Origin of the sequence: Aeromicrobium sp. CFBP 8757 (genome assembly GCF_014841755.1) — a bacterium.
Classification (GTDB): domain Bacteria; phylum Actinomycetota; class Actinomycetes; order Propionibacteriales; family Nocardioidaceae; genus Aeromicrobium.
The window spans coordinates 997,393-1,021,777 of the sequence record NZ_JACYUM010000001.1; the positions used below are offsets into that span (position 1 = coordinate 997,393).

25 protein-coding genes and 1 riboswitch are annotated in these 24,385 nt (G+C 72.3%); of the genes, 24 read left to right on the forward strand and 1 reads right to left on the reverse strand.

Annotation, left to right across the window (positions count from 1 at the left end; genetic code table 11):
• Positions 1-54 precede the first annotated feature (54 nt).
• The 24 genes from pyrR (at position 55) to IFT73_RS04995 (ending at position 23,324) form a co-directional block, all read left to right on the forward strand.
• On the forward strand, positions 55-657 hold the full coding sequence (gene pyrR / locus IFT73_RS04880; RefSeq protein WP_192166621.1) for a bifunctional pyr operon transcriptional regulator/uracil phosphoribosyltransferase PyrR: 603 nt from the start codon (positions 55-57) through the stop codon (positions 655-657).
• Positions 657-1,634, forward strand: a complete 978-nt coding sequence (locus IFT73_RS04885) for an aspartate carbamoyltransferase catalytic subunit (protein ID WP_200938321.1) — start codon at positions 657-659, stop codon at positions 1,632-1,634. Before pyrR ends, IFT73_RS04885 begins: the two co-directional genes overlap by 1 nt.
• Positions 1,631-2,944 carry a dihydroorotase gene (locus tag IFT73_RS04890; RefSeq protein ID WP_192166622.1) on the forward strand — a complete coding sequence of 438 codons (1,314 nt, stop codon included), beginning with the start codon at positions 1,631-1,633 and terminating at the stop codon, positions 2,942-2,944. Before IFT73_RS04885 ends, IFT73_RS04890 begins: the two co-directional genes overlap by 4 nt.
• Positions 2,941-4,077, forward strand: coding sequence for a glutamine-hydrolyzing carbamoyl-phosphate synthase small subunit (carA, locus tag IFT73_RS04895; protein WP_192166623.1), 1,137 nt, complete (start codon positions 2,941-2,943; stop codon positions 4,075-4,077). The genes IFT73_RS04890 and carA overlap by 4 nt, the downstream gene beginning before the upstream one ends.
• Complete coding sequence (gene carB, locus IFT73_RS04900; RefSeq protein ID WP_056608200.1) at positions 4,077-7,418, forward strand: carbamoyl-phosphate synthase large subunit; 3,342 nt, start codon at positions 4,077-4,079, stop codon at positions 7,416-7,418. Before carA ends, carB begins: the two co-directional genes overlap by 1 nt.
• Before the next feature lies 1 nt (position 7,419).
• Positions 7,420-8,253, forward strand: a complete 834-nt coding sequence (gene pyrF / locus IFT73_RS04905) for an orotidine-5'-phosphate decarboxylase (RefSeq protein ID WP_192166624.1) — start codon at positions 7,420-7,422, stop codon at positions 8,251-8,253.
• A 34-nt stretch (positions 8,254-8,287) separates the two neighbouring features.
• Complete coding sequence (locus tag IFT73_RS04910) at positions 8,288-8,734, forward strand: hypothetical protein (RefSeq protein WP_192166625.1); 447 nt, start codon at positions 8,288-8,290, stop codon at positions 8,732-8,734.
• Positions 8,735-8,779: 45 nt separating this feature from the next.
• Positions 8,780-9,127 carry an integration host factor, actinobacterial type gene (gene mihF, locus IFT73_RS04915; protein WP_192166626.1) on the forward strand — a complete coding sequence of 116 codons (348 nt, stop codon included), beginning with the start codon at positions 8,780-8,782 and terminating at the stop codon, positions 9,125-9,127.
• Positions 9,120-9,716, forward strand: a complete 597-nt coding sequence (gene gmk, locus IFT73_RS04920; RefSeq protein ID WP_192166627.1) for a guanylate kinase — start codon at positions 9,120-9,122, stop codon at positions 9,714-9,716. Before mihF ends, gmk begins: the two co-directional genes overlap by 8 nt.
• Before the next feature lie 47 nt (positions 9,717-9,763).
• Positions 9,764-10,069: a DNA-directed RNA polymerase subunit omega gene (rpoZ, locus tag IFT73_RS04925; RefSeq protein ID WP_056608212.1), complete on the forward strand. Its 306-nt coding sequence runs from the start codon at positions 9,764-9,766 to the stop codon at positions 10,067-10,069.
• Positions 10,070-10,092: 23 nt separating this feature from the next.
• Entirely contained in the window at positions 10,093-11,304 is a 1,212-nt protein-coding gene (coaBC, locus tag IFT73_RS04930) for a bifunctional phosphopantothenoylcysteine decarboxylase/phosphopantothenate--cysteine ligase CoaBC (RefSeq protein ID WP_192166628.1), read from the forward strand.
• 61 nt (positions 11,305-11,365) lie between these two features.
• Positions 11,366-12,559, forward strand: coding sequence for a methionine adenosyltransferase (gene metK / locus IFT73_RS04935; RefSeq protein WP_192166629.1), 1,194 nt, complete (start codon positions 11,366-11,368; stop codon positions 12,557-12,559).
• A gap of 76 nt (positions 12,560-12,635) precedes the next feature.
• Positions 12,636-14,639 carry a primosomal protein N' gene (locus tag IFT73_RS18815; RefSeq protein WP_371811155.1) on the forward strand — a complete coding sequence of 668 codons (2,004 nt, stop codon included), beginning with the start codon at positions 12,636-12,638 and terminating at the stop codon, positions 14,637-14,639.
• A 50-nt stretch (positions 14,640-14,689) separates the two neighbouring features.
• Positions 14,690-15,631: a methionyl-tRNA formyltransferase gene (gene fmt, locus IFT73_RS04945; RefSeq protein WP_192166630.1), complete on the forward strand. Its 942-nt coding sequence runs from the start codon at positions 14,690-14,692 to the stop codon at positions 15,629-15,631.
• On the forward strand, positions 15,628-16,911 hold the full coding sequence (locus tag IFT73_RS04950; RefSeq protein WP_192166631.1) for a transcription antitermination factor NusB: 1,284 nt from the start codon (positions 15,628-15,630) through the stop codon (positions 16,909-16,911). The genes fmt and IFT73_RS04950 overlap by 4 nt, the downstream gene beginning before the upstream one ends.
• 19 nt (positions 16,912-16,930) lie before the next feature.
• Entirely contained in the window at positions 16,931-17,602 is a 672-nt protein-coding gene (gene rpe, locus IFT73_RS04955) for a ribulose-phosphate 3-epimerase (RefSeq protein WP_192166632.1), read from the forward strand.
• 40 nt (positions 17,603-17,642) lie between these two features.
• Positions 17,643-17,792: riboswitch (FMN riboswitch) on the forward strand.
• Positions 17,793-17,877: 85 nt separating this feature from the next.
• A complete protein-coding gene (gene ribD, locus IFT73_RS04960; protein WP_192166633.1) occupies positions 17,878-18,915 on the forward strand; it encodes a bifunctional diaminohydroxyphosphoribosylaminopyrimidine deaminase/5-amino-6-(5-phosphoribosylamino)uracil reductase RibD in 1,038 nt (345 codons plus the stop codon).
• Positions 18,915-19,553 (forward strand): riboflavin synthase, encoded by a 639-nt coding sequence (locus tag IFT73_RS04965; protein WP_192166634.1) that lies wholly within the window; start codon positions 18,915-18,917, stop codon positions 19,551-19,553. The genes ribD and IFT73_RS04965 overlap by 1 nt, the downstream gene beginning before the upstream one ends.
• Positions 19,550-20,782 carry a bifunctional 3,4-dihydroxy-2-butanone-4-phosphate synthase/GTP cyclohydrolase II gene (locus IFT73_RS04970; protein ID WP_056608240.1) on the forward strand — a complete coding sequence of 411 codons (1,233 nt, stop codon included), beginning with the start codon at positions 19,550-19,552 and terminating at the stop codon, positions 20,780-20,782. The genes IFT73_RS04965 and IFT73_RS04970 overlap by 4 nt, the downstream gene beginning before the upstream one ends.
• Complete coding sequence (ribH, locus tag IFT73_RS04975) at positions 20,782-21,252, forward strand: 6,7-dimethyl-8-ribityllumazine synthase (protein ID WP_192166635.1); 471 nt, start codon at positions 20,782-20,784, stop codon at positions 21,250-21,252. Before IFT73_RS04970 ends, ribH begins: the two co-directional genes overlap by 1 nt.
• Before the next feature lie 22 nt (positions 21,253-21,274).
• Positions 21,275-21,538, forward strand: coding sequence for a phosphoribosyl-ATP diphosphatase (locus IFT73_RS04980; RefSeq protein ID WP_056608246.1), 264 nt, complete (start codon positions 21,275-21,277; stop codon positions 21,536-21,538).
• Positions 21,539-21,584: 46 nt separating this feature from the next.
• A complete protein-coding gene (gene hisG / locus IFT73_RS04985) occupies positions 21,585-22,430 on the forward strand; it encodes an ATP phosphoribosyltransferase (RefSeq protein ID WP_056608250.1) in 846 nt (281 codons plus the stop codon).
• A gap of 7 nt (positions 22,431-22,437) precedes the next feature.
• On the forward strand, positions 22,438-22,854 hold the full coding sequence (locus IFT73_RS04990; protein WP_192166636.1) for a PH domain-containing protein: 417 nt from the start codon (positions 22,438-22,440) through the stop codon (positions 22,852-22,854).
• Positions 22,854-23,324 (forward strand): SseB family protein, encoded by a 471-nt coding sequence (locus tag IFT73_RS04995; protein ID WP_192166637.1) that lies wholly within the window; start codon positions 22,854-22,856, stop codon positions 23,322-23,324. The genes IFT73_RS04990 and IFT73_RS04995 overlap by 1 nt, the downstream gene beginning before the upstream one ends.
• A gap of 23 nt (positions 23,325-23,347) precedes the next feature.
• Here IFT73_RS04995 and IFT73_RS05000 read toward each other — a convergent pair whose 3' ends face one another.
• On the reverse strand, positions 23,348-24,349 hold the full coding sequence (locus IFT73_RS05000) for a GNAT family N-acetyltransferase (protein WP_192166638.1): 1,002 nt from the start codon (positions 24,347-24,349) through the stop codon (positions 23,348-23,350).
• Positions 24,350-24,385: the final 36 nt, after the last annotated feature.

The window sequence follows — 24,385 nt, forward strand, 5'->3', positions numbered from 1 at the left end:
GTTCGATCGACATCCTTTAACGGCCGTCCCGAGAGGCGGAGAAGGAGGTCAGACATGTCCGCGTCCCACGACGCCGAGCGTGCTGGCAGTGCCCACGACAAGGCCCCCGACGGCAGCGGTGACCACGCCCGCACCGTCCTCGACGACCAGGACATCTCGCGGGCGCTGACGCGCATCACGCACGAGATCCTCGAGCGCAACCGCGACTCCGCGGGGCTTGTCCTGCTCGGCATCCCGACGCGCGGGGTGCACCTGGCGCGCCGGATCGCGCAGCGCATGTCGGAGGTCGAGGACCGCAGGATCACCGCCGGGGCGCTCGACGTCACGATGTACCGCGACGACCTGCGGCTCAAGCCCGCACGGGCCCTCGAGCACACCGAGATCCCCGACGACATCGACGGCAAGGTCGTCGTGCTGATCGACGACGTCCTGTTCTCGGGGCGCACGATCCGCGCCGCCCTCGACGCCCTGACCGAGCTCGGACGCCCCAAGGCCGTCCAGCTCGCGGTGCTGATCGACCGCGGCCACCGCGAGCTGCCGATCCGCGCCGACTTCGTCGGCAAGAACCTGCCGACGTCGCTGGTCGAGCAGGTCAAGGTGCGGCTCACCGAGTCCGACGGCTCGGACGCCGTGTCGATCACCGGGGGGCAGGCGTGATCACCAACCTGCTGAGCGCCGGCGACCTCGACCGCACCGACGCGATCCGCATCCTCGACACCGCCGAGGAGCTCCTGGGCGTCGCGAGCCGACCCATCAAGAAGCTGCCGACCCTGCGCGGGCGCACTGTCGTCAACCTGTTCTTCGAGGACTCGACCCGCACCCGCATCTCGTTCGAGGCCGCCGCCAAGCGCCTCAGCGCCGACGTCATCAACTTCTCGGCGAAGGGCTCGAGCGTCAGCAAGGGCGAGAGCCTCAAGGACACCGCGCTGACGCTGCAGGCGATGGGCGCCGACGCCGTCATCATCCGGCACCACTCGTCGGGCGCCCCGCACCGCCTCGCGCAGGCCCGCTGGACGAAGGGCGCCGTCATCAACGCCGGCGACGGGACCCACGAGCACCCCACGCAGGCGCTGCTCGACGCGTTCACGATGCGGCGGCACCTGAGCGACTCGCCCGCGGGCAGCCTCGGCGCCGACCTGCAGGGCAAGAACGTCACGATCGTCGGCGACGTGCTGCACAGCCGGGTCGCGCGCTCGAACGCCCTGCTGCTGCACACGCTGGGCGCGCACGTCACGCTCGTCGCCCCGCCGACGCTGCTGCCGGTCGGCGTCGACCACTGGCCCGTCGAGACGTCGTACGACCTCGACGCGTCGCTCGAGAAGGCCGACGCCGTCATGATGCTGCGCGTGCAGGCCGAGCGCATGAACGCGTCGTACTTCCCGAGCGCGCGGGAGTACTCACGGCGCTACGGTCTCGACACCGCACGGCTCAACCGTCTGCCCGACCACGCGATCGTGATGCACCCCGGCCCCATGAACCGCGGCATGGAGATCACCGCCGACGTCGCCGACCACGTCAGGTCGGTCATCGTCGAGCAGGTCACCAACGGCGTCGCGGTGCGCATGGCGGTCCTGTACCTCCTCCTCGGCGGCGCCGCCGGGGAGTCCGACACCACCGAGGAAGGCACCGCATGAGCACCGTGATCCGTGGAGCGAGGCTGCTCGGCGAGGACGTCGTCGACATCGCCGTCGAGGACGGCGTCATCACCGCGATCGGCACCGACCTCGACGCCGCCGGGGCCGACGTCGTCGACGCGGCGGGCCTCGTGGCCCTGCCGGGACTGGTCGACCTGCACACCCACGTGCGCGAGCCGGGGCGCGAGGACGCCGAGACGGTGCTGACCGGCTCGCAGGCCGCGGCCCGGGGAGGCTTCACGTGCGTGCACGCGATGGCCAACACCGAGCCCGTCGCCGACACCGCCGGCGTCGTCGAGCAGGTGTGGCGGCTCGGCCGCGAGGGCGGCTACTGCGACGTGCAGCCCGTCGGCGCCGTCACGGTGGGTCTGCAGGGCACACAGCTCGCCGAGCTCGGCGCGATGGCCGACTCGGCCGCCGGGGTCAAGGTCTTCTCCGACGACGGCAGGTGCGTCTCGGACGCCGTCCTGATGCGCCGCGCGCTCGAGTACGTCAAGGCCTTCGACGGCGTCGTCGCCCAGCACGCCCAGGAGCCGCGCCTCACCGAGGGTGCCCAGATGAACGAGGGCCCCCTGTCGGGCGAGCTCGGGCTGGTCGGGTGGCCCGCCGTCGCCGAGGAGGCGATCATCGCCCGCGACGTCCTGCTGGCCGAGCACGTGGGCTCGCGCCTGCACGTGTGCCACCTGTCGACGCGCGGCTCGGTCGAGATCGTCCGCTGGGCCAAGAGCCGCGGGATCGACGTCACGGCCGAGGTCACGCCCCACCACCTGCTGCTGAGCGACGACCTGGTCCGCAGCTACGACCCGATCTACAAGGTCAACCCGCCGCTGCGCTCGAACGACGACGTCGAGGCCGTGCGCGAGGGCCTCGCCGACGGGACGATCGACATCGTCGCGACGGACCACGCACCGCATCCCATGGAGGACAAGGAGTGCGAGTGGTCGGCCGCTGCCTTCGGCATGCTGGGGCTCGAGACCGCCCTGTCGGTCGTCCAGCAGACCATGGTCGACACCGGCCGCCTGACGTGGGCGCAGGTCGCCGAGAAGATGTCGACCGCCCCCGCCGCGATCGGCCGGGTCGGCGACCAGGGCCGCCCGCTGGCCGTCGGCGAGCCCGCCAACATCGTGCTGGTCGACCCCGCGGCGACGCGCACGATCGACCCGCGCGACACGGCCTCGCTGTCGCGCAACAACCCGTACGCGGGGCTGACGCTGCCCGGCGAGGTCGTCGCGACGTTCCTGCGCGGCCGGCCGACCGTCCGTGACCGCGCCCTCGTGACCCCGCTCCCGAAAGAGGTACGCACCGCATGACGACCGAAGCCATTCTCGTCCTGGAGGACGGCCGCGTGTTCCGCGGCGAGGCGTACGGCGCCGTCGGCGAGACGATCGGCGAGATCGTCTTCTCGACCGGCATGACCGGCTACCAGGAGACGTTGACCGATCCGTCGTACAAGGGCCAGATCGTGGCCATGACGGCGCCGCACATCGGCAACACCGGCATCAACGACGAGGACTTCGAGTCGCGTCGCATCTGGGTCGACGGCTACGTCGTGCGCGACCCCGCCCGCGTGCGCAGCAGCTGGCGCGCCGACCGCTCGCTCGACGACGAGCTCGTCGCGCAGGGCGTCGTCGGCATCTCGGGCATCGACACCCGCGCGCTCACGCGCCACCTGCGCGAGCGCGGGTCGATGCGCGGTGGCATCAGCTCGGCGTCGACCGACGTCGCCTCGCTGCTCGAGCGCGTGACGGCCGCCCCGCCCATGAAGGGGGCGAACTTCCTGGCCGACGTCACGACCGAGCAGGCGTACGTCGTCCCGGCGGTGGGGGAGAAGCGCTTCACGGTCGCCGCGATCGACCTCGGCATCAAGGGCATGACGCCCCGCCGCCTCGCCGAGCGCGGCATCGAGGTCCACGTGCTGCCCGCGACGTCGACGTACGACGAGGTCCGCGCGGTCGACCCCGACGGCGTCTTCATGTCGAACGGCCCCGGCGACCCGGCCTCGGCCGAGCACGCCGTCGCGCTGCTCAAGCAGGTGCTCGCCGACCGGACGCCCTACTTCGGCATCTGCCTGGGCAACCAGGTCTTCGGCCGCGCGCTCGACCGCGGCACGTACAAGCTGGTCTACGGCCACCGCGGCATCAACCAGCCGGTGCAGGACCTCACGACCGGCAAGGTCGAGATCACGGCGCACAACCACGGCTTCGCGGTCGACGCGCCGCTGACGGGCGAGTTCGACACCCCGTTCGGCCCCGGACGGGTCACGCACGTGTGCCTCAACGACGACGTCGTCGAGGGCCTGGCCCTGCTCGACCAGCCGGCCTTCAGCGTCCAGTACCACCCGGAGGCCGCGGCCGGACCGCACGACGCGGCCTACCTCTTCGACCGATTCGTGGAGCTCATGACAACTCACAAGACCGGCGCCGACGTCCAGGCAGGTGCGTAATGCCCAAGAGAACTGACATCCAGAGCGTCCTGGTGATCGGCTCCGGCCCGATCGTCATCGGGCAGGCCTGCGAGTTCGACTACTCCGGCACGCAGGCGTGCCGCGTCCTGCGCGAGGAGGGGATCCGGGTCATCCTGATCAACTCCAACCCCGCGACGATCATGACCGACCCGGAGTTCGCCGACGCCACGTACGTCGAGCCGATCACGCCGGAGTTCGTCGAGAAGGTCATCGCCAAGGAGCGCCCCGACGCGCTGCTCGCGACCCTCGGCGGCCAGACCGCGCTGAACGCCGCGATCCAGATGCACGAGGCCGGCGTGCTGGCCAAGTACGACGTCGAGCTGATCGGCGCCTCGATCGAGGCGATCGAGAAGGGCGAGAACCGCGAGACGTTCAAGGAGGTCGTGGCGACGCTGCCCCCCGAGTGGGGCGCCGAGTCGGCCAACTCGATCATCTGCCACACGATGGACGAGTGCCTCGCCGGCGTCGAGGGCCTCGGCGGCTACCCCGTCGTCGTGCGCCCCAGCTTCACGATGGGCGGATCGGGCTCGGGCCTGGCGTACGACGAGGCCGACCTGCACCGCATCGCCGGCTCGGGCCTGGCGCTCAGCCCCACGACCGAGGTGCTGCTCGAGGAGTCGATCCTCGGGTGGAAGGAGTACGAGCTCGAGGTCATGCGCGACACGGCCGACAACGTCGTGATCGTCTGCTCGATCGAGAACTTCGACCCGGTCGGCGTCCACACGGGCGACTCGATCACGGTCGCGCCCGCCATGACGCTGACCGACGTCGAGTACCAGCGCATGCGCGACATCTCGATCGGCATCATCCGCGAGGTCGGCGTCGACACCGGCGGCTGCAACATCCAGTTCGCGGTCAACCCCGAGAACGGCCGCATCGTGGTCATCGAGATGAACCCGCGCGTCTCGCGGTCGTCCGCCCTGGCGTCGAAGGCGACGGGCTTCCCGATCGCCAAGATCGCCGCCAAGGTCGCGATCGGCTACACGCTCGACGAGATCCCGAACGACATCACGGCCGAGACCCCCGCCTCGTTCGAGCCGACGCTCGACTACGTCGTGGTCAAGGTGCCGCGGTTCGCGTTCGAGAAGTTCCCCGCCGCCGACCCGACGTTGACGACGCACATGAAGTCGGTCGGCGAGGCGATGGCGATCGGTCGCAACTTCACCGAGGCGCTGCAGAAGGCGCTGCGCTCGCTCGAGCGCCCCGAGGCCGTCTTCGACTGGAGCAAGACCTGGGTCGAGCTCGACAAGGCGACGCTGCTCGAGCAGATCGCGGTGCCGCACGACGGCCGCATCAAGAAGGTCATGGACGCCATCCGGGCCGGCGCGACGCCCGAGGAGATCTTCGACGCGACCAAGATCGACCCGTGGTTCGTCGACCAGCTCGCGCTGATCAACGAGATCGCGGTCGACCTGATCGAGGCGCCCGAGATGTCGCCGGCGCTGCTGCGCCGGGCCAAGCGCCACGGATTCTCCGACGTCCAGCTCGGCCGCATCCGCGGGCTGACCGAGGACGTCGTCCGCGGCGTGCGCCACGCCCTCGGCGTGCGGCCCGTCTACAAGACCGTCGACACGTGCGCCGCGGAGTTCGCGGCCAGGACTCCGTACCACTACTCGTCGTACGACGAGGAGACCGAGGTCGTGGCGCGCACCCGTCCGGCCGTCCTGATCCTCGGCAGCGGACCCAACCGCATCGGGCAGGGCATCGAGTTCGACTACTCGTGCGTCCACGCCGCGATGGCGCTGTCGCAGGCGCCCAACGGGCTCGGCGGGTACGAGACCATCATGGTCAACTGCAACCCCGAGACGGTCTCGACCGACTACGACACCGCCGACCGGCTGTACTTCGAGCCGCTGACGCTCGAGGACGTGCTCGAGATCGTCCACGCCGAGCAGCAGGCCGGCCCCGTCGCGGGCGTCATCGTGCAGCTCGGCGGGCAGACGCCGCTGGGCCTCGCCGCCGGCCTGGAGGCCGCCGGCGTGCCGATCGTCGGCACCCAGCCCGCCGCGATCGAGCTCGCCGAGGAGCGCGGCGCCTTCGCGCGCGTGCTGGCCGAGGCCGGGCTCGTGGCGCCCAAGAACGGCATGGCGACGACGTTCGCGAACGCCAAGGAGATCGCCGACGAGATCGGCTACCCCGTGCTGGTGCGCCCCTCGTACGTCCTGGGCGGGCGCGGCATGGAGATCGTCTACGACGAGGAGACCCTCGCCGACTACATCGGCCGGGCCACGGAGATCTCGCCCGACCGTCCCGTGCTGGTCGACCGCTTCCTCGACGACGCGATCGAGATCGACGTCGACGCCCTCTACGACGGCCACGAGCTGTTCCTCGGCGGCGTCATGGAGCACATCGAGGAGGCCGGCGTGCACTCCGGCGACTCGGCGTGCGCCCTGCCGCCGATCACGCTGGGCGACCTCGAGATCCAGCGCATCCGCGAGGCGACCGAGGCGATCGCCCGCGGCGTCGGCGTGCGGGGCCTGGTCAACATCCAGTTCGCGCTCTCGTCCGACATCCTCTACGTCATCGAGGCCAACCCGCGCGCGTCGCGGACCGTGCCGTTCGTGTCGAAGGCCACCGCGACCCAGCTCGCCAAGGCGGCCGCCCGGCTGATGCTCGGCGAGACGATCGCCGAGCTGCGGACGGCCGGGGCGCTGCCCGCGACCGGCGACGGCGGCCGGCTGCCCGACAACGCGCCGATCGCGGTCAAGGAGGCGGTCATGCCGTTCAACCGCTTCCGCACCTACGAGGGCACCTACGTCGACACCCTGCTGGGGCCCGAGATGCGGTCGACCGGCGAGGTCATGGGCTTCGACGCGGGCTTCGGCCAGGCGTTCGCGAAGGCGCAGGCCGGTGCGCAGAACGGTCTGCCCACGTCGGGCAAGGTCTTCGTGTCGGTCGCCAACCGCGACAAGCGGCACATGATCTTCCCGGTCAAGCGGCTCGCCGACCTCGGCTTCGAGATCCTCGCGACCAGCGGCACCGCCGTCGTGCTGGCGCGCAACGGCGTCAAGGCCACCGTCATCCGCAAGCTCCACGAGGAGCCGCTCGACGGCCAGGCCCGCAGCACGATCGTGGAGAAGATCCACGACCAGGACGTGCAGCTCATCATCAACACGCCGCACGGCGTGACGTCGGGCGGCAGCCCCCGCATCGACGGCTACGAGATCCGCACCGCCGCCGTCGCCGAGGGCATCCCGTGCATCACGACGGTGCAGGGCCTCGCGGCCGCGGTGCAGGGCATCGAGGCGCTGATCGAGGGCAGCATCGGCGTCACGTCCCTGCAGGACTGGGGCCACCTCGTCACCGAGGCGAGGGGCTGACATGTCGTTCGGTTCGCGGGCGCACGTCGCGATGCAGGCGTACGGGCCCGCGTGCATCGGCATCGACCCGCACCCCTCGCTGCTCGAGCAGTGGGGCCTCGAGGACGACATCGAGGGGCTCGACCGGTTCGCCTCGACGTGCGTCGAGGCGTTCGCAGGCCGCGTCGCGTTCGTCAAGCCCCAGTCGGCGTTCTTCGAACGGTTCGGCGCCAGGGGAGTCGTGGTGCTCGAGCGGACGATCGAGGACCTGCGCCACACCGGCTCCCTCGTCGTGCTCGACGTCAAGCGCGGCGACATCGGCTCGACGGCCCAGGCCTACGCCGACGCCTACCTCGACGACGACGCCCCGATGGCGGCCGACGCGATCACGGTCAGCCCGTTCCTCGGCTTCGGCTCGCTCGCCCCGTTCTTCGAGGTCGCCGAGAAGAACGACGCCGGCGTCTTCGTGCTGGCGCTGACCTCGAACCCGGAGGGCCCCGACGTCCAGCACGCCGTGCGGGACGGCCGATCGGTCGCCGAGTCGGTGCTGGCCCAGCTCGCCGAGCTCAACGCGGGAGCCACCCCGATGGGGTCGTTCGGCGCCGTCGTGGGCGCCACGATCGACGAGGCCGCGGCACGGCTGGTCGCGGCCGGCGGTCTCGCGATCAACGGACCGCTGCTGGTGCCGGGCTTCGGCGCGCAGGGCGGGACGGTCGACGACATCCGGCGCCTGTTCGGCGACGTGATGGACCACGTCGTCCCGTCGACGTCGCGCGGCGTGCTGTCGGCCGGGCCCGACGTGTCGGCGCTCCGTGACGCCGCCGCCCGCGTCAACGCCGAACTTGTAGGGTCGTAGGGGCCCGCATGGCCACCCGAGCGAGGAGGCACCCATGACCAGGCGTTCCACGACCAGGACGGCCGCAGCCGTCGTCGCGACGCTCCTCGGCGCAGGCCTGCTGGGCGGGTGCGGGGGCGACAGCCCCTACTGCGCCGCGGTCAAGGAGAACCAGTCCGCCCTCGACAGCTTCGGCACCAAGGTCAGCGACAAGACCTTCGCCCGCGAGGCGAGGGCCGTCCGCGCGATCGCCGCGACGGACCCCGCGAAGGTCGGCGACGACTGGACCGCGATCGACAAGGCCATGCGCCGCGTCCTGTCGGCCCAGAAGAAGACCGGCATGACGTTCGCCGACCTGAACGACCCGGAGCAGCGCGCGGACGCCGACAGCGACGACCTCGAGACCGTCACCAAGGCCTACGGTGTCTTCAACGACACGGCGCAGCAGCGCAAGGCCGTCGTCGAGGACGTCGAGACGACGTGCGACGTGACCCTCAAGTGATCCTCGCGTGATCCGCCCGACCGCAACCGCCCGAGAGGTGACCCCGTGGCACTCCCGATCCTGACCCCCGACCAGCGCCGGGCCGCGCTCCAGAAGGCCGCGGCCGCCCGCCAGGCACGCGCCGACGTCAAGGTGCGCCTCAAGGCCTCCGAGACGACCCTCGCCGCGGTCATCGACGAGTCCCGGTCCGACGAGGTCGTCGCCAAGCTCCGGGTCGTCGACCTGCTGCAGGCGATGCCGGGCGTCGGTGCCGTTCGCGCCCACGAGATCATGCAGCGCATCGGCATCGCCGACAGCCGGCGCCTGCGGGGCCTGGGGGTCAAGCAGGTCGAGGGTCTGCTGGCAGAGTTCGCCGACCGTCCCGGCCGCGCGGGCGGGGTCGGCCGTGGCTGAGACCGTCGACGCCGCCCGCCGGTCGCGCCTGGTCGTGCTGGCCGGTCCCACCGCGGTCGGCAAGGGCACCGTGGCCGCCTGCGTGCGCGAGCAGCACCCCGACATCTGGATCTCGGTCTCGGTCACGACCCGGCCCGCCCGACCCGGCGAGGCCGACGGCGTGCACTACCACTTCATCTCCGACGACGAGTTCGACCGGCTCGTCGCCGAGGACGGCCTGCTCGAGTGGGCCGTCGTGCACAGCGCGGCCCGCTACGGCACGCCGCGCGCGCAGGTCGAGGAGCACCTCGCCGCCGGCGTGCCCGCCCTGCTCGAGATCGATCTGCAGGGCGCACGCCAGGTGCGACGCACGATGCCCGACGCGCTGATGTGCTTCCTCAAGCCGCCGAGCTTCGAGGAGCTCGAGCGCCGGCTGGTCGGCCGCGGCACCGAGGGGCCCGAGGAGCGCGAGCGCCGTCTGGTGACGGCGCGCACCGAGCTGGCCGCCGAGTCGGAGTTCGACGTGACGATCGTCAACACCGACGTCCGTGCGGCGTGCGATGAATTGGTAGACTTGTTCAGATCCGGCTCCGGCCAGTCACGTTCCTGAGCGAACCACCGGGTCATCCAACCGTCTTCTTCATTCTGTGAGGCTCTGTGTCCACGACACGTTCGACCGCCATCGGCATCACCAACCCGCCCCTCGACGACCTGCTCGAGAAGGCCGACAGCAAGTACAAGCTGGTCCTCTACAGCGCCAAGCGCGCCCGCCAGATCAACGCGTACTACTCCCAGCTCGGTGAGGGCCTGCTCGAGTACGTCGGCCCGCTGCTCGAGACCGGCGTGCAGGAGAAGCCGCTGTCGATCGCGCTGCGCGAGATCAACGCCGATCTGCTGACGGTCGAGGACATCGACCCCGAGGCCGAGGCGGCCGCGGCCGCCGCAGCCGCCGAGAAGGCCTGACCCACCCCCGGGCGGTCACGTCGATGACCACGGAAGTCGTCCTCGGGGTCTCCGGCGGCATCGCGTCCTACAAGGCCGCCGAGCTGCTGAGGCTGTTCACCGAGTCGGGCCACAGCGTCCGCGTCGTCCCCACCGCGTCGTCCCTGCACTTCGTGGGGGCGGCCACGTGGGAGGCGCTCAGCGGCAAGCCCGTGCAGGTCGGCGTGTTCGAGCACGTCGACGAGGTCGCGCACGTGCGCATCGGCCGTGCGGCCGACCTCGTCGTCGTGGCGCCCGCGACCGCCAACCTGCTCGCCAAGGCGGCGCACGGCCTGGCCGACGACCTGCTGACCACGACGCTGCTGACGGCGACGTGCCCCGTCATGTTCGTCCCCGCGATGCACACCGAGATGTGGGAGAACGCGGCGACGCAGGCCAACGTCGCGATCCTGCGCGAGCGGGGCCACGTCGTCGTCGAGCCCGCGGTCGGGCGCCTCACCGGCGCCGACACCGGCAAGGGCCGGCTGCCTGACCCGGCCGACATCTTCGCCGCGGCGCGCGCCCTGCTCGACGACCGCCCGCGCGACCTGGCCGGGCGGCACGTCGTCGTCTCGGCCGGCGGCACCCGCGAGTTCCTCGACCCCGTGCGGTTCCTCGGCAACCGGTCGTCCGGACGGCAGGGGTTCGCCCTCGCCGAGGCCGCCGTGGCACGGGGCGCGCGGGTCACCGTCGTGGCGGCCAACGTCGAGCTGGCGGCGCCCGCCGGGGTCGACGTCGTGACGGTCGTCAGCACCGAGGACCTGCGCCGCGAGGTGCACCGCGCCAGCGCCGACGCCGACGCGGTCGTGATGGCCGCGGCCCCGGCCGACTTCCGGCCCGCCGAGTTCGTCGAGGCGAAGATCAAGAAGACCCCGGACGGCACGACGCCCGAGATCCACCTCGTCGAGAACCCCGACATCCTCGTCGAGCTCGTCGCGGCGCGGGGCGACGCCTCCCGCCGTCCCGTCATCGTCGGCTTCGCCGCCGAGACCGGCGACGCCGGTGCGACGGTTCTCGAGCACGCCCGCGCCAAGCTGGCCCGCAAGGGCTGCGACCTGCTGGTCGTCAACGACGTCAGCGACGGCAAGGTGTTCGGGCGCGACGACACCGAGGCCGCCGTGCTGGGGGCCGACGGCTCGGTCGTCGAGGTGCCCCCAGGCCCCAAGACCGCCCTCGCCCACAGCATCTGGGACGCCGTCGTCCAGCGCTTGGCATGACCGAAACCACCGGGCATCTCGCTCGTTATACTGTCGAACAGACCTCAACCCAGGAGAAAATGTGAGCCGCTTCTTCACGTCCGAGTCCGTGACCGAAGGTCACCCGGACAAGATCGCCGACCAGATCAGCGACAGCGTCCTCGACGCCCTGCTGGCCCAGGATCCCAAGAGCCGGGTGGCGTGCGAGACGTTCATCACGACGGGTCTGATCGTCGTCGGCGGCGAGGTCACCACCGAGGCGTACGCCGACATCGCCAAGATCGCGCGCGACCGCGTCCTCGAGATCGGCTACGACTCGTCGGTCAAGGGCTTCGACGGCGGCTCGTGCGGTGTCCAGATCACGCTCGACGCGCAGTCGCCCGACATCGCCCAGGGCGTCGACACCGCGTTCGAGGGTCGCTCCGAGGGCTCGGCCGACCCGCTCGACCTGCAGGGCGCGGGCGACCAGGGGCTCATGTTCGGCTTCGCGGTCGACGAGACCCCCGAGCTGATGCCGCTGCCGATCACGATCGCGCACCGCCTCGCCGAGCAGCTCACGGCCGTCCGCAAGGACGGCACGCTGGCCTACCTGCGTCCCGACGGCAAGACCCAGGTCACGGTCGAGTACGACGAGAACGACAAGCCCGTCCGCGTCGACACCGTCGTGCTGTCGACGCAGCACGAGGAGGGCATCGACCTCGAGAACCAGCTGACGTCCGACATCAAGAAGCACGTCGTCGACGTCGTCCTGGCCAACTTCGACGTCGACACGAGCGACTACCGCCTGCTGGTCAACCCGACCGGCAAGTTCGTCATCGGCGGACCCATGGGCGACGTCGGCCTGACCGGCCGCAAGATCATCGTCGACACCTATGGCGGCTACGCCCGTCACGGCGGCGGTGCCTTCTCGGGCAAGGACCCGAGCAAGGTCGACCGCTCGGCCGCCTACGCGATGCGCTGGGTCGCCAAGAACATCGTCGCCGCAGGCCTGGCCAGCAAGGTCGAGGTGCAGGTCGCGTACGCGATCGGCAAGGCGCACCCGGTGGGCTTCTACGTCGAGGCCTTCGGCACCGAGACGGTCCCCGTCGCCAAGATCCGCGACGCCGTGCTCGAGGTGTTCGACCTGCGCCCGGCCGCGATCATCCGCGACCTCGACCTGCTGAAGCCGATCTACGCGCAGACCGCCGCGTACGGCCACTTCGGCCGCGAGCTGCCCGGCGTCGTGTGGGAGACCACCGACCGCGCCGAGGCGCTCAAGGCCGCCGCCGGCGCCTGATCGCACGACTCCACGACGCCCCTGCCCGTCCGGGTGGGGGCGTCGTCGTGTCGGCGGCGGCTGGTAGAACAGCAGCGTGACGACGGGGGAGACGGACGGGGCAGGTGGCGCGGCCGAGCAGCTGTCGCTCGTGCCGGCTCCCGCGGCCGAATCCGTCGCCGACCCGCGGCCGACCGCCGTCGTGCGCCCGGTCGCCCACGTCGTGGTCGACTCCGGGCTCGCCCACCTCGACCGCCCGTTCGACTACGCCGTCCCGGCCGAGCTCGACCTGCAGACCGTTCCGGGCTGCCGGGTCAAGGTCCGGTTCGCCGGACGCCTCGTCGACGGCTTCGTGGTCGACCGGGTCGACCGCTCCGAGCACGCGGGCCGCCTGGCGCCGATCGCTAAGGTCGTCTCGTCCGAGGTCGTGCTGACCCCCGAGGTGCTCGACCTGGCGCGCGCCGTCGCGGACCGCTACGCCGGGGTGCTGGGCGACGTCCTGCGCCTGGCGATCCCGCCGCGGCACGCCCGGGCCGAGAAGGCGCCGCGGCCGGTGCCCGGGGCGGACGACCACGTGGCGGTCGCGAGCCTCGACGGGTGGCAGACGTACGTCCACGGCCTCGGCTTCGTCACGTCGCTGCAGGCCGGCGAGCGCCCCCGGGCATGGTGGACCGCGGTGCCGGGCGACGACCCCGCGCGTCTGGTCGCCGAGGCGGTGCTGGCGACGCTCGCCTCGGGGCGCGGCTCCGTCGTGTGCGTGCCCGACGTCCGCGACGTGGCGCGGTGGGACGCCGTCTTCGGCGAGGTGCTCGGGGCCGGGCGCCACGTCGTCCTGACCGCCGCGCAGCCCGCCGAGCGGCGCTACCGCTCGTTCCTGGCGGCGGCCCGCGGGGACGTCCGCGTCGTGCTCGGCACCCGTGCCGCGGCGCTGGCCCCCGTCGCCGACCTGGGCCTGGTCGCGATGTGGGACGACGGCGACGACCTGTTCGCCGAGCCGCGCGCGCCCTACCCGCACGCCCGCGAGGTGCTGCTGCTGCGGGCCGCACGCCAAGGCACCGCCGTCCTGGTGGGCGGCTACGCCCGCACCGCCGAGGGGCAGTCGCTGGTCGAGTCGGGCTGGTGCACCGAGCTGGCCGCCGAGCAGCGGGTGCGCCGGCGCGCGTGGCCCCAGCTCGAGGTCACCGACGGATCGGTCGACGGCGCCGCCCCCGTGCGTCTGCCGCAGCAGGCGTTCCGGGCCATCCGGGCGTCCGAGGGGTCGGTGCTGATCCAGGTGCCGCGGCGCGGCTACCGTGACGTCCTGGTGTGCCAGACGTGCCGCGAGCCGGCCCGCTGCGCCGAGTGCCAGGGCCCGCTCGGCCAGCCGTCGGCGTCGGCGCCGGTCGCGTGCCGCTGGTGCGGCCGCGAGGCCTCGCCCTGGCAGTGCCCCCACTGCCGCGGCACGACGCTGCGGTCGCCGGTCGTCGGAGCGCTGCGGACGGCCGAGGAGTTCGCGCGCGCGTTCCCCGACCGCGAGGTCGTCACGTCGGGCGGCACGACGGTGCTCGACGACCTGCCCGCGGGCCGCCGCATCGTGCTGTCGACCCCGGGCGCCGAGCCGCACGTCGAGGGGGGTTACGACGCCGTCATCCTGCTCGACACGTGGCTGATGCTGGGCCGCGAGGACGTCCGCGTCGACGAGGAGTCGCACCGGCGCTGGTTCAACGCCCTGGCCCTGGCCCGGCCGGGTGGTCGGGCCGTCGCGATCGGCGACCCCCAGACGTTGCAGGCGCTCGTGCGCGCCGACCCCGCCGGGTTCGCGGCGCGTGAGCTCGCGAGCCGCACCGAGACGCACCTGCCGCCGGCAGCCCGCCTGGTGACGGTCGACGGACCCGACGACGTCCTGGCGGAGCTCGCCCTGCGCGCCTGGACCCCGCACACCGAGGTGCTGGGCCCGGTGCCGGTCGACCAGCGCTCGCCCGACGCGGGGCAGCGGCTCATCCTGCGGGCCCCGCGCCGCGAGGGTGCGGCCCTCGCGGGCGATCTCGCGTCCGTCGCCGCCGAGCGCAGCGCCGCCAAGCTCCCAGGCCTGCGCGTCCAGGTCGACCCGCCGACGTTCTAGTCGCACCGCCCCCGGGAGGGGGTCGCGCCGCGGCGCCTAGACTCGGCCGGGTGAGAATCGTCTTCGCAGGAACCCCCGAGACGGCGCTCCCGTCCCTCGAGGCGCTGGTGGCGAGCCGCCACGACGTCGTGGCCGTCGTGACGCGTCCGGACGCCCCCGCCGGCCGAGGCCGCACGCTGACCCCGTCGCCGGTCGCGGTGGCGGCCGAGGCGCACGGCATCGAGGTGCTCAAGCCCGCCAAGCCGTCCGACCCCGCGTTCATGGACCGGCTGCGCGAGCTGGCCCCCGACTGCGTCCCGATCGTCGCGTACGGTGCGCTGATCCGCCGCGAGGCGCTCGACGTCCCGCGCTTCGGCTGGATCAACCTGCACTTCTCGGTCCTGCCGTCGTGGCGCGGCGCCGCCCCGGTGCAGCGGGCCATCATGGCCGGTGACGAGGTCACGGGCGCGACGGTCTTCAGCCTCGTCGAGGAGCTCGACGCCGGGCCCGTGCTGGGCACCATCACCGAGCTGATCCGCGACGACGACACGACCGCCGAGCTGCTCGAGCGGCTGGCCGACTGGGGCAGCCGCCTGCTGGTCGACGTCGTCGACCACATCGAGGACGGCGACATCGCCGCGGTGCCGCAGCCCGACGAGAACATCTCGTTCGCGCCCAAGCTGTCGACCGACGAGGCACGCATCGACTGGAGCCGCCCGGCCTTCGCGATCGACCGCCACATCCGCGGGTGCACGCCGGCTCCCGGCGCGTGGACGACGCTGGCGGGCGACCGGGTCAAGATCGGGCCCGCCACAGTCGCCGACGAGCGCACGCTCGAGCCCGGACACGTCCACGTGGGCAAGCGCGAGGTGCGCGTCGGGACGTCCACGACCGACCTGGTGCTGGGCGACGTGCAGGCCGTCGGCAAGAAGCGCATGGCGGCCGCCGACTGGGGCCGCGGTGCCTCCCTGGGCGACGACGTCTCGTTCGACGCGCCGGAGGTGACCTCGTGACCGATCCCGTGCGGTCCGTCGCGTTCCACGCCCTGCGCGCCGTCAGCGAGGACGACGCCTACGTCAACCTCGTGCTGCCCGCGATGCTCGACGAGCACCACATCGAGGGGCGCGACGCGGCCTTCGCGACCGAGCTCGTGCACGGCACGCTGCGCCGCCGGGGCACGTACGACGCCGTCATCGACCACGTCGCGAGCAAGGGCATCGGCTCGGTCGACGCCCCCGTGCTCGACGCGCTGCGGCTCGGCACGCACCAGCTGCTGAGCATGCGGGTGCCGGCGCACGCCGCGGTGTCGACGACGGTCGACGTCGTGCGACGCGAGATCGGGCACAAGCCCGTGCACTTCGCGAACGCCCTGCTGCGCAAGATCGGCCAGAAGGACCTCGACGGCTGGCTCGCGATCGTGACCGCGGGACTCGAGGGTCATGCGGCCCGGGCGGTGCGCACCTCGCACCCGGTGTGGGTCGTCGAGGCGCTGCACGAGGCCCTGGGCGGCCACGGCGCGCAGATCGACAAGCTGCTCGCCGCCGACAACGTCCCGCCGCGCGTGACGCTCGTGGCACGGCCGGGCCTCAGCACGCCCGAGAGCCTGCCGGGCACGCCCGGGAAGCTCTCGCCGTACGCCCGCGTCCTCGACGAGGGCGGCGACCCCGGCGAGATCGCGGAGGTGCGCGACGGTCGGGCCGGCGTGCAGGACGAGGGATCGCAGCTCGTCGCGATCGCCCTGGCCGATGCGACGCTGGACGGTCAGGACTCCCGCTGGCTCGATCTCTGCGCGGGTCCCGGCGGCAAGGCCGCCCTGCTCGGCGCCCTCGCCGCCCAGCACGGCGCGACGCTGGTCGCCAACGAGGTGCAGGAGCACCGCGCCGAGCTGGTGCGCCACGGCGTGCGCAGGCTCCGCAACGTCGACGTCACGGTGTTCGACGGCCGAGAGGGGCCGTGGGACGCCGGCTCGTTCGACCGCGTGCTGGTCGACGCGCCGTGCACGGGGCTGGGCGCCCTGCGGCGCCGCCCCGAGTCGCGCTGGCGCCGGTCGCCCGGTGACCTCGACGACCTCGTGCCGCTGCAGCAGGCGCTGCTGACGCGCGCGCTCGAGCTCGTCCGGCCCGGGGGAGTCGTGGCCTACGCGACGTGCTCGCCCCACGTGCGCGAGACCCGCGGGGTCGTCGACGCCGTGACGTCCGGGCGCGACGACGTCGTCGTGGAGTCGAGCCACCAGTGGTGGCCCCACGTCGACGGCACGGACGCGATGTTCTGCGCCCTCCTGCGTCGCCGCTGACGACCGATAGGGTCGCGGCATGGGCATCCAGATCACCCCGAGCATGCTGGCCAGCGACTTCGCGAACCTCGAGGCCGAGGCGGCCCGCATCAGCGGCGCCGACTGGCTCCACATGGACGTCATGGACAACCACTTCGTCCCGAACCTGACGCTCGGCGCCCCCGTCATCGAGGCGCTCTCGAGGCTGGCCCCCCAGCCGATCGACGCCCACCTGATGATCGAGGACCCCGACCGCTGGGCGCCGTCGTACGTCGAGGCCGGCGCCGGCAGCGTGACGTTCCACGTCGAGGCCGCGGCCGCACCCGTCCGCCTGGCCCGCGAGATCCGCGCCCTGGGCGCCCGCGCGTCGATGGCCCTCAAGCCCGCGACCCCGATCGAGCCCTACGAGGACATGCTCCCCGAGCTCGACATGGTGCTGATCATGACGGTCGAGCCGGGCTTCGGCGGCCAGAAGTTCCTCGACCTGTGCCTGCCCAAGATCCGCCGCACGCGCGCGCTGATCGAGAAGCACGGCGGCGACATCTGGCTGCAGGTCGACGGGGGCGTCTCGGTCGAGACGATCGAGCGCTGCGCCGAGGCCGGAGCCGACGTGTTCGTCGCCGGATCCGCGGTGTTCGGGGCCGACGACCCCGACGACATGGTGGCCCGGCTGCGCGACCTCGGCTCGCATGCCGGACGTCACGCCCACTGAGCGGGACGGGCTCGCTAGACTCGTCGCACGAGCTTCGGCTCGCATGCTCCGGGGTCGGTGAGATTCCGAACCGGCGGTGACAGTCCGCGACCCGGCCTCCACGTCCGCGCCACCAGCGCGGCGGTGGGGTCCGGTTGAGCCGGTGGAATTCCGGCACCGACGGTGAAAGTCCGGATAGGAGGAGCAGTGGACGGGGTGACCCCCGCCCACGGGGGCGACGAGACGTCGCCTGCACGGCCCCGGTGTGTGACGACGCAGGACCACCCGGAGGACACATGGCATCAGAGGTCGAGGTCGCAGCGATGCGACGGGCGCTCGACGCGGCGGCGGCGACGCGGTGCACCCTGCCGAACCCGCGCGTCGGCTGCGTCCTGCTCGCTCCCGACGGCACCGAGATCGCCGTCGGCGCCCACCACGGCGCCGGTACCCCGCACGCCGAGGTCGAGGCGCTGACGGCGGCGGGCGAGGCGGCCCGCGGTGCCACGGCCGTCGTGACGCTCGAGCCGTGCAACCACACGGGCCGGACCGGCCCGTGCGCGCAGGCGCTGATCGAGGCCGGCGTCGCACGCGTCGTGTTCGCCCAGATCGACCCCGACCGCACGGCGTCCGGCGGCGCGTCGACGCTGCGCGCGGCGGGCATCGACGTCGAGGCCGGCGTCATGGCCGAGGAGGCCACCGACCTCAACGTCGAGTGGACGTTCGCCGTGACCGCGGGGCGTCCGTTTGTGACGTGGAAGTACGCCGCGACCCTCGACGGGCTCAGCGCGGCACCCGACGGCACCAGCAAGTGGATCACGAGCGAGGAGGCCCGCCGCGACGTCCAGACGTTCCGGGCGGGCGCCGACGCGATCGTCGCCGGCACGGGGGCCGTCCTGGCCGACGACCCGCGGCTGACGGTGCGCGACGAGCACGACATGCCGCTGCCGTTCGACCGGCAGCCGCTGCGCGTCGTCGTCGGCGAGACCACGATCCCGAACTACTTCCGCGTGTTCGACCGCGTCGCCCCGACGCTGCTGATCCAGTCGCGCGACCCCGCGACGGTGCTCGCCAAGCTCGTCGACAACGGCGTCCGGCACATCTGGCTCGAGGGCGGGCCGCGCCTGGCGGGCGCGTTCTGGAACGCCGGCGTCATCGACCGCATCATCGGCTACATGGCCCCCGCGATGCTCGGGTCGGGACGCGCCGCGCTCGAGGGGGAGGCCGCGACCCTCGCCGACCTGCGCCCCATCGTCATCGAGGACCTGACGATGATCGGTCCCGACATCCGCATCATCGGCACCCCAGGACGCATGCAACGAGAGGACTTCGACTGATGTTCACCGGACTCGTGGAGGAGAAGGGCACCGTCACCGCGGTCGAGCAGCTGGGCGACTCGGTCCGGCTGACGATCCGCGGCCCGGTCGTGACGTCCGACGCCGGGCACGGCGACTCGATTTCGGTCAACGGCTGCTGCCTGACCGTCATGACGCAGGACGGTGACACGTTCGGCGCCGACGTCATGCAGGAGTCGCTCGACAAGACGTCGCTGGGCGACCTCACGATTGGCTCGCCGGTCAACCTCGAGCGCGCGACGCAGGCCGGTGCACGGCTCGGGGGGCACATCGTCCAGGGCCACGTCGACGGGACGGGCCGCATCCTCGACCGCACCCCCAGCGAGCACTGGGAGGTCGTGCGCGTGTCGCTGCCGTCCGAGCTGGCCCGCTACCTGGTCGACAAGGGCTCGGTGACGGTCGACGGCACGTCGCTGACGGTCGTCGAGGTCGTCGACGACGGCCCGGACGGCCCGTGGTTCTCGGTCTCGCTGATCCCCACCACGCTGGCCGACACGACGCTCGGCACGAAGGCGCCGGGCGACCGCGTCAACCTCGAGGTCGACATCCTCGCCAAGTACGTCGAGCGCCTGCTGGGTGCCTCGCCCCAGCAGCAGAACAGCCAAGGAGCAGCATCATGACCGAGCACGAGAGCGTCCGGCTCGACAGCATCGAGCGCGCGATCGCGGACTTCCGCGACGGCAAGGCGATCGTCGTCGTCGACGACGAGGACCGTGAGAACGAGGGCGACATCATCTTCGCCGCCAGCAAGGCGACGCCCGAGCTCATGGCGTTCCTGGTCCGCTACTCCAGCGGCCTGGTCTGCGCCCCCATCACCGGCGAGATCCTCGACCGCCTGGCGATCCCGCTCATGACGCCGCACAACCGCGAGAAGATGCGCACGGCGTACACGGTCTCGATCGACGCGCGCGACGGCATCACGACCGGCATCTCGGCGACCGACCGTGCCCGCACGTGCCGCGTGCTCGCCGACTCGGCCACCGAGCCGTTCGAGCTCAACCAGCCGGGCCACATCATCCCGCTGCGCGCCAAGCCCGGGGGAGTGCTCGAGCGCGCCGGCCACACCGAGGCCGCGGTCGACTTCGCCCGACTGGCCGGCCTGACCCCGGCGGGCGTCATCGGCGAGGTCCTGAACGACGACGGCACCCTGATGCGTGCTCCCGAGCTGCGCGCGTTCGCCGACGAGCACGGCATCGCGCTGGTGTCGATCGAGGAGCTGCAGGTGCACCGGCGCCTGCACGAGTCGCAGGTCGACCGGCTCGCGACGACCCGCCTGCCCACCGAGTTCGGCGAGTTCGCGGCGCACGGCTACCGCGACCGCATCGAGGGCTCGGAGCACATCGCGCTGGTCCACGGCGACCCCGGCACCGAGGACGTCCTGGTGCGCATCCACTCCGAGTGCCTGACGGGCGACGTGTTCGGCTCGCGGCGCTGCGACTGCGGTCCTCAGCTCGAGCTGTCGATGACCGAGATCACGGCCGCCGGCGCCGGCATCGTGGTGTACCTGCGCGGCCACGAGGGGCGCGGCATCGGCCTGCTGCACAAGCTGCAGGCGTACTCGCTGCAGGACGCCGGCAGCGACACGGTCGACGCCAACATCCAGCTCGGCTTCGGTGAGGACGAGCGCGACTACGCCGCCGGCGCGCAGATCCTGCGCGACCTCGGCGTGACCTCGGTGCGGCTGCTGACGAACAACCCCGACAAGACGACGGCGCTCGAGGCGTACGGCGTCAAGGTCAGCGAGCGGCTGCCGCTCGTCATCGCCCCCACGGAGGACAGCCTCCGGTACCTGCAGACCAAGGCCGAGCGCATGGGCCACGACCTTCCCGGACTCGAGGAGAACAGCTGATGTCAGGACAGGGAGCACCCACGATCTTCGTCGACGGCGAGGGCGCGCGCGTCGCGATCGTCGCGTCGCGCTGGCACACCGAGGTGATGGACGGCCTGATCGCCGGGGCGCAGGCCGCGCTGGCCGAGGCCAAGGTCACCGACGTGACGCTCGCGCGCGCCCCGGGCTCGTTCGAGCTGCCGATCCTGTGCCAGGCGTACGCCCGGCAGGGCTTCGACGCCGTCATCGCCCTCGGCGTGATCGTCCGCGGCGGCACCCCGCACTTCGAGTACGTCTCGGCCGCCGCGACCGACGGGCTGAGCCGCGTCGCGATCGACACCGGCGTGCCGATCGGCTTCGGCCTGCTGACGACCGACGACGAGGAGCAGGCCCTCGACCGGGCGGGCCTGGCCGACAGCCGGGAGGACAAGGGGCGCGAGGCCGTCGAGGCCGCCCTGTCCACCTGGAACGTGCTGCGCACCCTCGGCTGACGCACCGATAGACTCGACCGCGATGAAGACCTTCGACGACCTGTTCGCCGAGCTCGCCGACAAGGCAGCCCGGCGCCCCGAGGGCTCGCGCACCGTCGCCGAGCTCGATGCCGGCGTGCACTCGATCGGCAAGAAGCTCGTCGAGGAGGCCGCCGAGTCGTGGATGGCCGCCGAGCACGAGGGCCCCGAGCGCACCGCCGAGGAGATCAGCCAGCTGCTGTACCACGCGCAGGTCATGATGATCGCCTCCGGGCTGACGCTCGACGACGTCTACGCGCATCTGTGACGGAGCCCCGCGCCATCCGTCACAGCCCCCCTGAGAAGAGAATCTGATGCTCAAGATCGCCGTCCCCAACAAGGGTGCGCTGGCCGAGGCCGCCGCCCTCATGCTGACCGAGGCGGGCTACCGCCAGCGTCGCAACCCCAAGGACCTCGTCACGCTCGACCCCGACAACGACGTCGAGTTCTTCTACCTGCGCCCGCGCGACATCGCGATCTACGTGGGGGAGGGCACCCTCGACGTCGGCGTCACGGGCCGTGACCTGCTGCTCGACTCCGGCGCGCACGCCGCCGAGAACATGACGCTCGGATTCGGCGCATCGACGTTCCGCTTCGCGGGGCCGGTCGGCGCACTCACGAGCGTCGACGACCTCGAGGGCCTGCGCATCGCGACGTCGTACGAGGGCATCGTCGGCACCTACCTCGCCGAGCGCGGCATCTCGGCCGACGTCGTGCGCCTCGACGGCGCGGTCGAGTCGTCGATCCGCCTCGGCGTGGCCGACGCCATCGCCGACGTCGTCGAGACCGGCAGCACCCTGCGCCAGGCCGACCTCGAGGTGTTCGGCGAGCCGATCCTGTCGTCCGAGGCCGTGCTGATCACCCGGCGCGACGCTCCGGAGCCCGACGGCTTCGAGGTGTTCAAGCGGCGCCTCGACAGCGTCATCGTCGCGCGGACGTACGTCATGATGGACTACGACATCAGCGTCGACCAGGTCGAGCGGGCCGTCGAGCTGACGCCCGGGATCGAGTCGCCGACCGTGTCGCCGCTGCATCGCGAGGGATGGGTCGCGGTGCGCTCGATGGTGCCCCGCGAGGCCGCCCAGAAGATCATGGACGACCTGTACGGGCTCGGTGCCCGCGGCATCCTGGTGACCGACATCCTCGCGTGCCGGATCTGACGTCGAGATGTCGGACACGAGGACGTTCCGCCCCGGCGGTGCACGGGTTGTCGCGTACGCCGTGGCCGTCATCATGCTGGTGCTGACCGGCGTCATCGCGTTCGCGCTGCCCGACGAGATCTACTTCACGACCGCCGAGACCGTGACGCTGTGGATCATCATCGTGGCGGTGCTGGCCCTGCTGCACGGCATCGGGCGCAGCGTCGTCGTCGCGGGCGAGGAGGGTGTCGAGGTCGTCAACGGCTACCGGCGTCACGACGTGTCGTGGCACGAGATCGAGGGCTTCGCGATGAACGACGGCGCGCCGTGGCCGACCCTGGTCACGACCGACGACGAGCGCATCATGCTGTTCGCGATCCAGGGCAGCGACGGCGGCCGCTACGCCCGCGAGGCCCTGGCGTACCTCCGCGGTCGGGTGTCGTGATGGCCGGCCACGAGCGGTCCCTGGCGAGCCCACAGTTCCCCGGTGACGACGGCACCGCCGACGCCGCCCTGCAACGGGCGCTGGGCGACGACGTCGCGGTGCTGCAGGCGCTGCCGGACGCGCGCGTGTTCGTGCCGATCGTGCCGCTGCTGGGCGAGACCCCGGCCGACGGCGACAAGAACGCCGACATGGCCGCGGTGCTGATGACCGGCGCCGACGGACGTCAGGCACTGCTGGCCTTCAGCAGCGTCGCCACCATGGCGGCATGGGACCCCACGGCGCGTCCCGTGCCGGTGCTCGGCAAGGACGCCGCGCTGGCCGCGATCGACGAGAAGGCCTCGGCGATCCTGCTCGACCTCGGCACGCCGTCGTTCACGGTCGTCGAGGACGACGACGTGCGTCACCTAGCGGCGGGCCACCGGCTCGTGCTCAGCGAGGTCGGCGCCGCCTGGATCAGCGACGCGCCCTAGCCGCGCCGGCACGCTCCGGCCCGTCAGGGGGCGACGGAGGCGCGGTCGCGCAGCGGCACCGTGATGTGGACGTTGCCGTCGTGTCGCTCGACCCGGGCCACGAATCCCGCGCGGCCGACGGCGCGCAGCAGGCGGTCGTTCGACCCCGCCGTGACGAACGTCAGCCGGGCGGCGCCGTCCTGACGGGCGCGCTGGGCGGCGGCCCGCATGAGACGCGTGCCGAGGCCGTGCTGCTGCCACGCGTCCTCGACGATCAGCTGGAACGTCCACGCCTCGTCGACGACCTCGAGCACGCCGTGCCCCACGACGTCGGTCCCGACCTCGACGAGCAGCGCGATCCCGTGGTCGGGCGCCACGAGCCGCCGGGCCATCCGCGTGGTCATCGGCATCTTGAGCGGCACCTGGTAGCGCTGGTAGAGCGTGTCGACGCTGCACCGCTCGTGCAGCGCCGAGACCGCCTCGATGTCGGGCAGCCCGGCCTGCCGGACGACCGGTGTCCCGGCGCGGCTCGCGGGGGTGATGAGCGGGACGTCGGCGCCGGCGTCGCCGACCAGCGACAGCAGTGCCTGCGCACGCGTGCGCTCGACGTCGGTGAAGGGCACCGCCCGGCTGATCGTGAGCTCCGAGCCGTCGCGGCGCGTCAGCACCATGACGTCGTGACCCGCGTAGTCGGCGACGTCCGGGGGCTCGGTCTCGAGCAGCTCGTGCAGCACCTCGACGACGTCGCGGTCGGACTCCAGCACGTCGTGGACGCCCAGAAGGTACCGCGTGGGTGCGTCGACCAGCGAGGCGTCGCCGACCCGGGTCGCCGAGACGTCCGATCCTCCCGCGGTCGCGAACAGCTCGGCCACCATGACGTCGGTCCAGCCCTCCGGCGCGCTGACGACCAGGTCGTCGGTCACGTGCGGTGTCGTCGGGAAGACCTGCAGGCCCAGGATGTTGAGGCCGGCGCGGCCGCACGCCAGTGCGATGTCGGCCAGGCTCCCGGGCCGGTCGGCGAAGGTCGTGCGTACGCGCCACAGCATGCGACCATCGTGCGCCGCGGTGTTTTCGCACCGGCG

Excerpts from the sequence above, each read along its gene's own strand:
- pyrR (WP_192166621.1), top strand. The coding sequence starts at position 55 with ATGTCCGCGTCCCACGACGCCGAGCGTGCTGGCAGTGCCCACGACAAG.
- IFT73_RS04890 (WP_192166622.1), top strand. The coding sequence starts at position 1,631 with ATGAGCACCGTGATCCGTGGAGCGAGGCTGCTCGGCGAGGACGTCGTC.
- carA (WP_192166623.1), top strand. The coding sequence starts at position 2,941 with ATGACGACCGAAGCCATTCTCGTCCTGGAGGACGGCCGCGTGTTCCGC.
- carB (WP_056608200.1), top strand. The coding sequence starts at position 4,077 with ATGCCCAAGAGAACTGACATCCAGAGCGTCCTGGTGATCGGCTCCGGC.
- pyrF (WP_192166624.1), top strand. The coding sequence starts at position 7,420 with ATGTCGTTCGGTTCGCGGGCGCACGTCGCGATGCAGGCGTACGGGCCC.
- IFT73_RS04910 (WP_192166625.1), top strand. The coding sequence starts at position 8,288 with ATGACCAGGCGTTCCACGACCAGGACGGCCGCAGCCGTCGTCGCGACG.
- coaBC (WP_192166628.1), top strand. The coding sequence starts at position 10,093 with ATGACCACGGAAGTCGTCCTCGGGGTCTCCGGCGGCATCGCGTCCTAC.
- rpe (WP_192166632.1), top strand. The coding sequence starts at position 16,931 with ATGGGCATCCAGATCACCCCGAGCATGCTGGCCAGCGACTTCGCGAAC.
- ribD (WP_192166633.1), top strand. The coding sequence starts at position 17,878 with ATGGCATCAGAGGTCGAGGTCGCAGCGATGCGACGGGCGCTCGACGCG.
- IFT73_RS04965 (WP_192166634.1), top strand. The coding sequence starts at position 18,915 with ATGTTCACCGGACTCGTGGAGGAGAAGGGCACCGTCACCGCGGTCGAG.
- IFT73_RS04970 (WP_056608240.1), top strand. The coding sequence starts at position 19,550 with ATGACCGAGCACGAGAGCGTCCGGCTCGACAGCATCGAGCGCGCGATC.
- ribH (WP_192166635.1), top strand. The coding sequence starts at position 20,782 with ATGTCAGGACAGGGAGCACCCACGATCTTCGTCGACGGCGAGGGCGCG.
- IFT73_RS04980 (WP_056608246.1), top strand. The coding sequence starts at position 21,275 with ATGAAGACCTTCGACGACCTGTTCGCCGAGCTCGCCGACAAGGCAGCC.
- hisG (WP_056608250.1), top strand. The coding sequence starts at position 21,585 with ATGCTCAAGATCGCCGTCCCCAACAAGGGTGCGCTGGCCGAGGCCGCC.
- IFT73_RS04990 (WP_192166636.1), top strand. The coding sequence starts at position 22,438 with ATGTCGGACACGAGGACGTTCCGCCCCGGCGGTGCACGGGTTGTCGCG.
- IFT73_RS04995 (WP_192166637.1), top strand. The coding sequence starts at position 22,854 with ATGGCCGGCCACGAGCGGTCCCTGGCGAGCCCACAGTTCCCCGGTGAC.
- IFT73_RS05000 (WP_192166638.1), bottom strand. The coding sequence starts at position 24,349 with ATGCTGTGGCGCGTACGCACGACCTTCGCCGACCGGCCCGGGAGCCTG.